The sequence below is a fragment of the Geminicoccus sp. genome, from assembly GCF_035556675.1.
Classification (GTDB): domain Bacteria; phylum Pseudomonadota; class Alphaproteobacteria; order Geminicoccales; family Geminicoccaceae; genus Geminicoccus.
In genome coordinates this window covers 1-10,107 of record NZ_DATMFZ010000078.1, presented here as the reverse complement: position 1 = coordinate 10,107, position 10,107 = coordinate 1, and the positions used below count along the sequence as shown (strand labels likewise).

General features: G+C 69.5%; 9 protein-coding genes. 2 read left to right on the top strand and 7 right to left on the bottom strand.

The genetic code is table 11. The features are described 5' to 3' along the window. The coding region (locus tag VNS22_RS06310) for an ATP-binding protein (RefSeq protein ID WP_325730710.1) at nucleotides 1-208 on the top strand (208 nt) is incomplete at its 5' end. Between the two features lie 102 nt (nucleotides 209-310). Here the strand turns inward: VNS22_RS06310 and atpC are convergent. The 7 genes from atpC to VNS22_RS06275 form a co-directional block, all read right to left on the bottom strand. Next, entirely contained in the window at nucleotides 311-724 is a 414-nt protein-coding gene (gene atpC / locus VNS22_RS06305) for an ATP synthase F1 subunit epsilon (protein ID WP_325730708.1), read from the bottom strand. Between the two features lie 22 nt (nucleotides 725-746). Continuing rightward, nucleotides 747-2,177, bottom strand: coding sequence for a F0F1 ATP synthase subunit beta (gene atpD, locus VNS22_RS06300; protein ID WP_349261723.1), 1,431 nt, complete (start codon nucleotides 2,175-2,177; stop codon nucleotides 747-749). Between the two features lie 28 nt (nucleotides 2,178-2,205). After that, nucleotides 2,206-3,099: a F0F1 ATP synthase subunit gamma gene (locus tag VNS22_RS06295; RefSeq protein ID WP_325730706.1), complete on the bottom strand. Its 894-nt coding sequence runs from the start codon at nucleotides 3,097-3,099 to the stop codon at nucleotides 2,206-2,208. Nucleotides 3,100-3,119: 20 nt separating this feature from the next. Next, entirely contained in the window at nucleotides 3,120-4,655 is a 1,536-nt protein-coding gene (atpA, locus tag VNS22_RS06290) for a F0F1 ATP synthase subunit alpha (protein WP_325730704.1), read from the bottom strand. Continuing rightward, nucleotides 4,655-5,215 carry a F0F1 ATP synthase subunit delta gene (locus tag VNS22_RS06285; protein ID WP_349261722.1) on the bottom strand — a complete coding sequence of 187 codons (561 nt, stop codon included), beginning with the start codon at nucleotides 5,213-5,215 and terminating at the stop codon, nucleotides 4,655-4,657. The genes atpA and VNS22_RS06285 overlap by 1 nt, the downstream gene beginning before the upstream one ends. A 243-nt stretch (nucleotides 5,216-5,458) precedes the next feature. Continuing rightward, nucleotides 5,459-6,886 (bottom strand): calcium-binding protein, encoded by a 1,428-nt coding sequence (locus tag VNS22_RS06280; RefSeq protein ID WP_325730700.1) that lies wholly within the window; start codon nucleotides 6,884-6,886, stop codon nucleotides 5,459-5,461. 227 nt (nucleotides 6,887-7,113) lie between these two features. Continuing rightward, complete coding sequence (locus tag VNS22_RS06275; RefSeq protein WP_325730698.1) at nucleotides 7,114-9,318, bottom strand: primosomal protein N'; 2,205 nt, start codon at nucleotides 9,316-9,318, stop codon at nucleotides 7,114-7,116. Nucleotides 9,319-9,369: 51 nt separating this feature from the next. Between VNS22_RS06275 and VNS22_RS06270 the strand changes: the two genes are divergently transcribed. Continuing rightward, nucleotides 9,370-10,107, top strand: a 738-nt coding sequence (locus tag VNS22_RS06270) for a site-specific integrase (protein ID WP_325730695.1), incomplete at its 3' end; no start/stop codon positions are given.

Here is a 10,107-nt window from a genome sequence, read left to right as displayed (position 1 = left end):
GCCGGAGATCATGGCCCGGATGTTCCAGCCCTATACCCGTGCGATGCGCGGCGGGGGCGGCCTGGGCCTCGGCCTCTACATCGCCGACGAGATCGCCAGGGCGCATGGCGGCGCGCTGTCGGTCCGCTCGGCCGAGGCGACCGGCACGGCGTTCACTTTCACTTGGCCGGGCACCGGGCCAGGCAGCAACGACGCGGCCGGCATCTGAGCAGGCTTTGGCCAGAATGCGCAACGGCCACCGGAAGCATCCTCCCGGTGGCCGTTTCATTGCGGATGATGACGGGGCGGCTCCTGGAGCCCCCTCGCCACCTCAGGGTGCCGTGTAGGCCTCGCTCCGCGCCCGGGCGAGGGCGACCGCCTGCTCGAGCTTGGCGCGCTCGGCCTCGCTCGCGGCACCGGCCGCCTGGAGATCCTCTTCGGCGTTGCGCAGCATCTGCATGGCGCGCTCCTGCGGCAGCTCGCTCAGGTCGTCGGCGTTCTCGGCCAGGACGATGATGCCGCTCGGATTCACCTCGGCAAAGCCGCTGGCGACGAAGATCCGCCGGGCCGGGCGGTCGTTCTCGTAGGTGGTGATCAGGCCCGGGCGCAGCAGCGCCATGACCGGCGCGTGCCCGGCCATGACACCGAAGTCGCCCTCCGCACCCGGCACCACCACCATGTCGACGGCATCGCTGACGAGCACCCGCTCGGGCGAGACCAGGTCGAACTGCAGCTTGTCGGCCAAGGCCGCTCCTCCCGTTTCCGGCTCAGGCCTCGGCCATCTTCTTGGCCTTCTCGAGGGCTTCCTCGATCGTGCCGACCATGTAGAACGCCGCCTCCGGGATGTGGTCGTACTCGCCGTCCACGATGCCCTTGAAGCCCTTCACCGTGTCCTCGATCGCCACCAGCTTGCCGGGCGAGCCGGTGAAGACCTCGGCCACGAAGAACGGCTGGGACAGGAAGCGCTGGATCTTGCGCGCGCGCGCCACCACCAGCTTGTCCTCTTCCGACAGCTCGTCCATGCCCAGGATCGCGATGATGTCCTGCAGGCCCTTGTAGCGCTGGAGCGTCGACTGCACCGCACGGGCGACGTCGTAATGCTCCTGGCCGACCACGCCCGGCTCCAGGATGCGCGAGGTGGAGTCGAGCGGGTCCACCGCCGGGTAGATGCCGAGCTCGGCAATCTGCCGCGACAGCACCGTGGTGGCGTCCAGATGGGCGAAGGTCGTGGCCGGCGCCGGGTCGGTCAGGTCGTCGGCGGGCACGTACACGGCCTGCACCGAGGTGATCGAGCCCTTCTTGGTCGAGGTGATCCGCTCCTGCAAAGCACCCATGTCGGTGCCCAGCGTCGGCTGGTAACCCACCGCGGAGGGGATGCGGCCCAGCAGCGCCGACACTTCCGAGCCTGCCTGGGTGAAGCGGAAGATGTTGTCGACGAAGAACAGCACGTCCTGGCCTTCCTGGTCGCGGAAATATTCCGCGACGGTCAGGCCCGACAGGGCGACGCGGGCACGGGCACCCGGCGGCTCGTTCATCTGCCCGTAGACCAGCGCCACCTTGGACTTGGTCTGGTCCTCGAGGTCGATGACGCCCGATTCCATCATCTCGTGGTAGAGGTCGTTGCCCTCGCGGGTCCGCTCACCGACACCGGCGAAGACCGACACGCCGCCGTGCGCCTTCGCGATGTTGTTGATCAGCTCCATGATGAGCACGGTCTTGCCGACGCCGGCACCGCCGAACAGGCCGATCTTGCCGCCCTTCGGGTACGGGGTCAGCAGGTCGACGACCTTGATGCCGGTGACTAGCACCTCGGACTCGGTCGCCTGGTCCTGGAACAGGGGCGCCGGGGCATGGATGGGTGCGGTCAGCGAGTTGTTCAGCGGGCCGCGCTCGTCCACGGGCTCGCCGATCACGTTCAGGATGCGGCCCAGCGTCTCGCGGCCGACCGGGACCGAGATCGGCGCCCCGGTGTTGATCACCTCGGAGCCGCGGAACAGGCCGTCGGTGGAGTCCATCGCGATGGTGCGGACGGTGTTCTCGCCCAGATGCTGCGCCACCTCGAGCACCAGGGTCTTGCCCTGGTTGTCCACGTGCAGCGCCGTCAGGATCTCGGGAAGGTTGCCGCCGTCAAACCGGCAGTCCACCACCGCACCCAGGACCTGGGTGACCCGGCCGGTGGCGATGTTCTCTTTGGTCATGTCGCTCATGTGACTCTTTCCCTCCGACTCACACCGCCTCGGCGCCGGAAATAATCTCGATCAGTTCCTTGGTGATCTGCGCCTGACGCGTCCGGTTGTAGGTCAGCGTCAGCCGCTTGATCATGTCGCCCGCGTTGCGGGTCGCACTGTCCATCGCTGCCATCCGGGCACCCTGCTCGGACGCCGCGTTCTCGACGAGCGCACGATAGACCTGGACGCCCAGGTTGCGCGGCAGGAGCTCGGTGAGGATCTGCTCCTCGTCCGGCTCGAACTCGTAGGGAGCGGACTGCTCCTCCGCCTGGGCCTCGGTCCGCTGCACCTGCGGGATCTCGGCCGGAACGAGCTGGAGGAAGGTCAGCTCGTTGCGGATGGCGGAAACGAACCGGTTGAAGACGATCTCGCAGACGTCGAACTCGCCCGCCTCGAACATCTCGAGGATGCGCTCGGCGATGTCGTGCGCGTCGGCGAACTCCATCCGCTTCTTGCCGGCCACACCCTCGTAGGTGTGCAGGATCAGGCTGCCGTAGTCACGGCGCAGCGCATCGCGTCCCTTGCGGCCGACACAGATGAGCCGCACGTCCTTGCCCTGGCCCTGCAGCTCCTGGATCCGCCGCCTGGCACCGCGCGCGATCGAGCTGTTGAAGCCGCCGCATAGGCCGCGGTCGGCCGTGGCGACGATCAGGAGGTACTTCTGCTCCTCGCCGGTGCCGGCGAGCAGGCGGGGCGCCTCGGGCTGCCCCTGCACCCCCGCCGCCAGGTTGCCCAGCATCTGGGCCATCCGGGTGGCGTAGGGGCGGGACGCCTCGGCCTGCTCCTGCGCGCGCTTGAGCTTGCTGGCGGCGACCAGCTTCATCGCGCTCGTGATCTTGCGCGTCTGCTTGACGCTCGAGATCCGGGCGCGTTGGTCCTTGAGGCTTGGCATGGTTCAGCGACCTTTGCGGATCAGGCGAAGGTCTTGCCGAACTCTTCGAGCAGAGCCTTGAGCTTGGCTTCGGTCTCGGGAGTAAGGTCCTTGGTGTCGCGGATCGAGACCAGGATCTCGTTGCCGCGGCCGCGCAGCAGGCCCAGCAGTTCCTGCTCGTAGCGGCCGACGTCGGACACCTTGACCTTGTCGAGGTAGCCGTTGACGCCGGCATAGATGACCGCGACCTGCTCCTCGTTCACCATCGGCACGTACTGAGGCTGCTTGAGCAACTCGGTCAGACGCGCACCGCGGTTGAGCAGGCGCTGGGTCGAGGCGTCCAGGTCGGAGGCGAACTGCGCGAACGCCGCCATCTCGCGATACTGGGCCAGCTCCAGCTTGATCTTGCCCGCGACCTTCTTCATCGCCTTGGTCTGGGCCGAGGAGCCCACGCGGCTCACCGACAGGCCGACGTTCACCGCCGGGCGGATGCCCTGGTAGAACAGGTCGGTCTCGAGGAAGATCTGGCCGTCCGTGATCGAGATCACGTTGGTCGGGATGTAGGCGGACACGTCGTTCGCCTGGGTCTCGACGATCGGCAGCGCGGTGAGCGAGCCCAGGCCGCTGGCCTCGCCCAGCTTCGCCGCACGCTCGAGCAGGCGCGAATGGAGGTAGAACACATCGCCAGGATAGGCCTCACGGCCCGGCGGGCGGCGCAGCAGCAGCGACATCTGGCGATACGCGGTGGCCTGCTTGGACAGGTCGTCGTACACGATCACGGCGTGCATGCCGTTGTCGCGGAAATACTCGCCCATCGTGCAGCCGGTGTACGGCGCCAGGAACTGCATCGGCGCCGGCTCGGACGCGGTGGCGGCCACCACGATCGAGTACTCCATCGCACCGAAGTCGGTCAGCGTCTTGACCAGCTTCGCCACGGTGGAGCGCTTCTGGCCGACCGCCACGTAGATGCAGAACAGCTTCTTCGTGTCGTCGCCGCCAGCGGCCTCGTTGGTGGCCTTCTGGTTGATGAAGGTGTCGACGGCGATGGCGGACTTGCCGGTCTGGCGGTCGCCGATGATCAGCTCGCGCTGGCCACGGCCGATCGGGATCAGCGCGTCGACGGCCTTCAGGCCGGTCTGCATCGGCTCGTGAACGCCCTTGCGCGGGATGATGCCCGGCGCCTTCACCTCGACCAGGCGACGCTCGGTCGTCTGGATCGGGCCCTTGCCGTCGATCGGGTTGCCGAGACCGTCGACCACGCGGCCGAGCAGGCCCTTGCCGACCGGCACGTCCACGATGGCGTTGGTGCGCTTGACGACGTCGCCCTCGCGGATCGCGCTGTCGGAGCCGAAGATCACGACGCCGACATTGTCCTCTTCGAGGTTCAGCGCCATGCCCTTGGTGCCGTCCGCGAACTCGACCATCTCGCCGGCCTGGACGTCGTCCAGGCCGTAGACGCGGGCGATGCCGTCACCCACCGAGAGGACCTGGCCGACCTCGGCCGTCTCTGCCTCGGCGCCGAAGTTCGCGATCTGGTCCTTCAGGATCGCCGAAATCTCAGCGGCACGGATATCCATCAGCCCAACCCTCTCATCGCGACGTCAAGTTGCTGAAGCTTGCGCTTCAAGGATGCATCCACCTGGCGGGAACCCACCGTGACCACGAGCCCGCCGATCAGCGAGGGGTCGACCTTGGTGTCCAGCCGGACCTTCTTGCCGGTATACGCGGTGACCGCGTCCGTGAGCGCCTTCAGCTGCTTCTGGTCGAGCGGCTTGGCCGAGGCGACCTCCGCGGTCACCTCGCCGCGCTGCTCGGCCAGGCGCGCCCGGAACGAGCTCACGATCGAGGGCAGCGCGAACAGCCGGCGCTTGGCGGCGAGCACCCCCAGGAACTTCCGGGTAATCTCGCTCAGGTCCAGCTTGTCGGCGACCGCCGAGACGGCGCTGGCATGCTGCTCGCGGGTAACGACCGGGCTCGCGATCAGACGCGCGAGGTCCGGACTTTCGGCGATGGCACGGTCGAGCTTGTCGAGGTCGGTACCGACCTGATCAAGCACACCCTGCTCACTCGCCAGCTCGAACATCGCCTGCGCGTAGCGCGCAGCCAATCCCGAACTCGTGGCTGTTCTGGCAGACAAACGGAACCCCGTCTTCGGCTACGGGCGGCACGCGTATTGCGTCGGCATCCAGCCGCCCGACTTTCGGCGGTGCGGCGGATAACACGACCGTGTGAGCCCTGCAAGCGACCCCCCGCCGCCCGCGCGCATCCTGATCGGATTCGACGCAGGCGGGAAGCCCGATGAGCGCGATCGGACGGGCAGGAAATCGCACTGCCTGTCGTGGAACAGACCCGGCGCATGTGGACCGGGCCCCTTGCCGGCTCAGGGGGCCAGGACCGGCCCCGGGTCCAGCACGAAGTCGCTCTTCGTCACCGAGGCCACGCCGTACAGGGTCAGCGTGTGCCCGGATCCCACCAGGTCCGGCGCCACCGCATTGCCGAAATCGATCACCAGCGACCCACGGGCGGCCATGCCGTCCGGCCGGACATCGCGGAGTTCCACCCAGTCGTCCGCTTCGGTGAGGCTGCCGTCGCGGTTGCTGTCGAGCCGGGCGAACACCTCGTAGCTGTCCAGCCGCGTCGCCGGATCGCCGTCGAAGACATCGGCATAGAGCTTGTCCTCGCCGCGGGTGAAATCGAGCGCGATCGTGTGCCCGGAGATGAACGACGGCTCCGACGTATCCTCCGGAATCTCGATCAGCATGTCGAACCGGTCGTTGCCGGCCCCGCCCGTCAGGAGGTCGGTGCCCGCATCGCCGAACAGGATGTCGTCGCCCGCTCCACCCAGGACGTGGTCGTCGCCGCCACTGCCGGACAGATTGTCGTTGCCGGCTCCCCCCTCGATGAGGTCGTCTCCGGCACTTCCGCCGATGAAGTCGTTGCCGCCGAGCCCGAAGATCTCCAGCCCCTGCCCCGGCGCCAGGTGGGCCGGCCCCGCATCGTAGCCCTCGATGGCGGTCGCGGTGATGAGGTCGCCCGCCCGGCTCCCGTAGAAGCGCTCGATCGAGACGAGCTGGTCCTTGCCGTCGCCGTCGAGGACTTCGCCGGCGAACAGGTCGGCCACGAGCATCTCGCGGCTATCGGAATAGTCGGCTGTGTCGATCCCCTCGCCGCCGTCGAGCCGGTCGTCGCCGGCACCGCCCTGGAGCAGATCGTCCCCGGCCTCGCCCTGGAGGATGTCGTCGCCGTCGCCGCCCAGCAGGCGATCGTGGCCTGAATCGCCGGCCAGGCTATCGTCGCCCTCATTGCCCTGGAGATAGTCGTTGCCGATCCCGCCGAACACGAAGTCATCGCCGCCGAAGCCGAACAGGGCCAAGCCGCGGCCGGCCTCGACATTGGCCCCCACCTCCCCTTCCTCAGCGGCACCGGTGATCACGTCGTCCGCAGCGCCCCCATAGAAGCGCTCGATCGAGGACAGCTGGTCGATGCCGTGCGCCGTGACGACCGCGCCGGTGAACAGGTCGGCGAACAGGCCGACCGTCTCGTCCGAATAGTTCGCCGTATCGACCCCGGCACCGCCGTCGAGCCGGTCGGAGCCGGCACCGCCATGCAGCAGATCATTGCCGGCGCCACCCTCGAGCCGGTCGTCGCCGGTACCGCCATAGAGCCGATCCCGACCCGTCCCGCCCAGCAGGTGGTCGGCACTGCCACGGCCGAACAGCAGATCATCCCCGCCGAAACCATAGATGCTGTCGGCCGAGTTGGTGCCCGCCAGCCGGTTGTTGCCGGCATCGCCCCTGATCGTAGCCAATGATCGTCTCCATCACCGTCGACTGATTCGACAGAACGGGAAACGCAAGCACCGCATTCTTGTTTACCTGCGGCTCATCGCAGGATTGTACAGTCACGCAAATGAATTTCCGGTTCTATAGCGGCAGGCTGCAGCGCTATTTCCGGATGGTCAATAGAAACACAATATCGGCGTCAATGATGCGGAGTTGCCGGCGGCAGCCCCGGGATCACCGCACCGGCCGATTGTCAGAGGAAGTCGTAGGGGTCGACGTCGATCGTGAGCTGGATGGCCGACGGCAGGCGGACCGTACCGGTCCACAGGCGCAGATAGTCCGGCAGGTCGACGTCCAGCCGCGCGCGCACCAGCAACCGCTCGCGCCAGCGCCCGCGCAGCAAGGCGATCGGCGCCGGCGCCGGCCCCAGCACCCGCACCCCCGGGTCGACCGGGGCTGCCAGCGCCAAGTGCCGGGCGGCGGCCTGCACGTCGACCTGCCGCGCACCCGACAGGATCAAGGAGGCCAGTCGGCCGAACGGCGGAAGCAGGCCGTCCTCGCGCTCCTCGATCTCCGCCGCCACGAATCGGTCGCGGTCGCCGGACGCGAGCGCGCGCATCACCGGATGGCCCGGCAGGTGGGTCTGGATCAGGACTCGGCCGGGCTTGTCTGCGCGGCCGGCACGCCCGGAGACCTGGTAGAGCAGCTGGAACGAGCGCTCCGCGGCGCGCAGGTCGCCGCCGCCCAGGCCCAGGTCGCCATCCACCACGCCCACCAGGGTCAGGTCCGGGAAATGATGGCCCTTGGCGACCATCTGGGTGCCGATCAGGATGTCGACCTCGCGCCGCTCCACCGCCCCCACGATCGCCGCCGCCTGCCCGGCGGTGGTGGCAGTGTCGCTGGTCAGCAGGGCCGTGCGCGCCTTGGGGAACAGGTGGCGCACCTCGTCCGCGATCCGCTCCACGCCCGGTCCGGACAGGGCCAGCGCATCGGTCGTGCCGCATTCCGGGCAATGGTCGGGCTCGGGCATCGAGAAGCCGCAATGATGGCATTGCAGGCGCCGGCGCAGCCGGTGCGCAGTGAGCCAGGCCGAGCAGTTCGGGCAGCGGAACCGGTGGCCGCAGGCCCGGCACAAGGACAAGGGCGCATAGCCGCGCCGGTTCAGGAACAGGAGCGCCTGCTCGCCGCGCTCCAGCGTCGCCTCCAGTTCGCCGACCATGCGGGGGGCGAGGAAGCCCGCACCCCGGCGCGGCCTGGCCGAGCGCAGGTCGACGATGTCGACCTTGGGCGCCGGCGCGCTGCCATGCCGCTCGGGCAGCACCAGCCGGTGGATGCGGTCGGGGCCGGCGCTGCCCGTCGCCACCACCGTCTCCAGCGACGGCGTGGCCGAGGCCAGCACGATCGGGCAGTTCTCGAAGCGCGCCCGGGCGATCGCCGCGTTGCGCGCCTGGTAGGTGACGCCGTCGTCCTGCTTGAACGAGGGGTCGTGCTCCTCGTCGACCACGATCAGCCCGACATCCCGCAGCGGCAGCCACAGCGCGGAGCGGGCACCCACCACGAGCGGGACCTTGCCCTCGATCGCCGCGCGCCAGATCTTGCGCCGCCGGGCCGAGCCGACATCGGCATGCCAGGCCACCGGGGGCACGCCGAAGGTGCGGGTGAAGCGGGCCGACCACTGGCTGGTGAGCGCGATCTCGGGCAGCAGCACCAGCGCCTGACGCCCGGCCCGGATGCAGGCGGCGATCGCCGCGAAATAGACCTCGGTCTTGCCGGCCCCCGGCACCCCGTCCAGGAGGAAGGTCGCATGGCGGCGCTCCTGCACCGCCTCCTCCAGCCGCCGCGCGGCGCTGGCCTGGCCCTCGTTCAGCTCGACCTCGATCCGGGCGGGATCGGGGATCGGCCAGTGCTCCTCGACCACATGGGTCTCGGACAGTAGCGCGCCCGTATCGATCAGCTTCTTCACGACCGCGCTGGACACCCCGGCGGCCCTGGCCAAGTCCGCGGGTGCGAGCGGCTCCGCGGCCGCTGCGGCCAGCACCTGGTGCTGCTTGGGCGTGAGCTTGCGCGCCTGCGCGTCGTCGGCCGGCCGGTACAGCTCGACCGTGCGCGGCTCCTCGAGGGCGGCATGGGTCGAGAGTGCCAGCTTCAGCACCTGGCCGCGCGGGCTGACCGTCTCGCACGCCACGTGATCGACCAAGCGGCGCAGAGGCTCTGGCAGCGGCGGGACCGGCAGGAGCGGGCCCAGCGGCCGCAGCCGGCCGGGGTCGACCGGGCGCTCGGGGCGGGTGTCCCAGACCACGCCGGGCAGGACCTGGCGGCCGAACGGCACGGCCACCACCTGGCCCGGCTCCGGCCGGGGCCGGCCGTCGGGCAGGAGATAGTCGAACGGTCCGTCCAGCGGTGCGGTCACCACGACGGACACGGTCGCGAAGGAATCGGCAAAGAGGTCGGGAGTCATGCGCCCGGCTAACATAGGTATCCCGCGCCCGCCGTGCTACCGCTTCGCCTCATGCTGCACGGAACCGACGATCTCGACGACGCCCTGCGCGCCTGGCTCGTCGAGCTGGCCAAGGAGCGACGCTTCTCGCCGCAGACCGTGGCCTACTATGGCGACGAGCTGCGCCGGTTGTGCGCGTTCCTGGCAAGGCATCTGGGCGAGCGGCCGTCGCTTGCCAGCCTGATGGCGCTGCGCCCGGCGGACTTCCGCGCCTGGCTGGCCGACCGGCAGGCCCAGGGCCTGTCGCGCGGCTACGTGATGCGCGGCGTGGCGGCGGTGCGCTCGTTCTTCCGCTGGCTGGACCGCCGTCGGGGCCTGCACAATCCCGCCTTGTTCGCGCTGCGCACGCCTGCCGTGCCGCGCCGGCTGCCCCGTCCGCTCACCGTGGAGCAGGCGGGCGAGCTCACCGCCATGCTGGGTGATGGTGCCGAACCCTTTGTCGCGCGGCGCGACCTGGCGCTGCTCCTGCTCCTGTGGGGCTGCGGGCTGCGCATCGGCGAGGCGCTGGGCCTGACCCGTTCCGCTCTGCCGCCCGATGCCGCTTCCCTGCGCAGCCTGCGGGTGCTGGGCAAGGGCGGGCGGGTGCGCGACGTGCCGGTGCTGCCGGTGGTGGCCCAGGCGCTGGCCGACTATCTCGCCGCCTGCCCCTTCCCCCAGGAGCCCGGCTCGCCCCTGTTCCTGGGTGTGCGCGGCGGGCCCATGGCCGCCGATGCCGTCCGGCGGCGCATCCGCCATGCCCGCAGCGTCCTG

Excerpts from the sequence above, each read along its gene's own strand:
- VNS22_RS06275 (WP_325730698.1), bottom strand. The coding sequence starts at position 9,318 with ATGACTCCCGACCTCTTTGCCGATTCCTTCGCGACCGTGTCCGTCGTG.
- VNS22_RS06295 (WP_325730706.1), bottom strand. The coding sequence starts at position 3,099 with ATGCCAAGCCTCAAGGACCAACGCGCCCGGATCTCGAGCGTCAAGCAG.
- atpD (WP_349261723.1), bottom strand. The coding sequence starts at position 2,177 with ATGACCAAAGAGAACATCGCCACCGGCCGGGTCACCCAGGTCCTGGGT.
- atpA (WP_325730704.1), bottom strand. The coding sequence starts at position 4,655 with ATGGATATCCGTGCCGCTGAGATTTCGGCGATCCTGAAGGACCAGATC.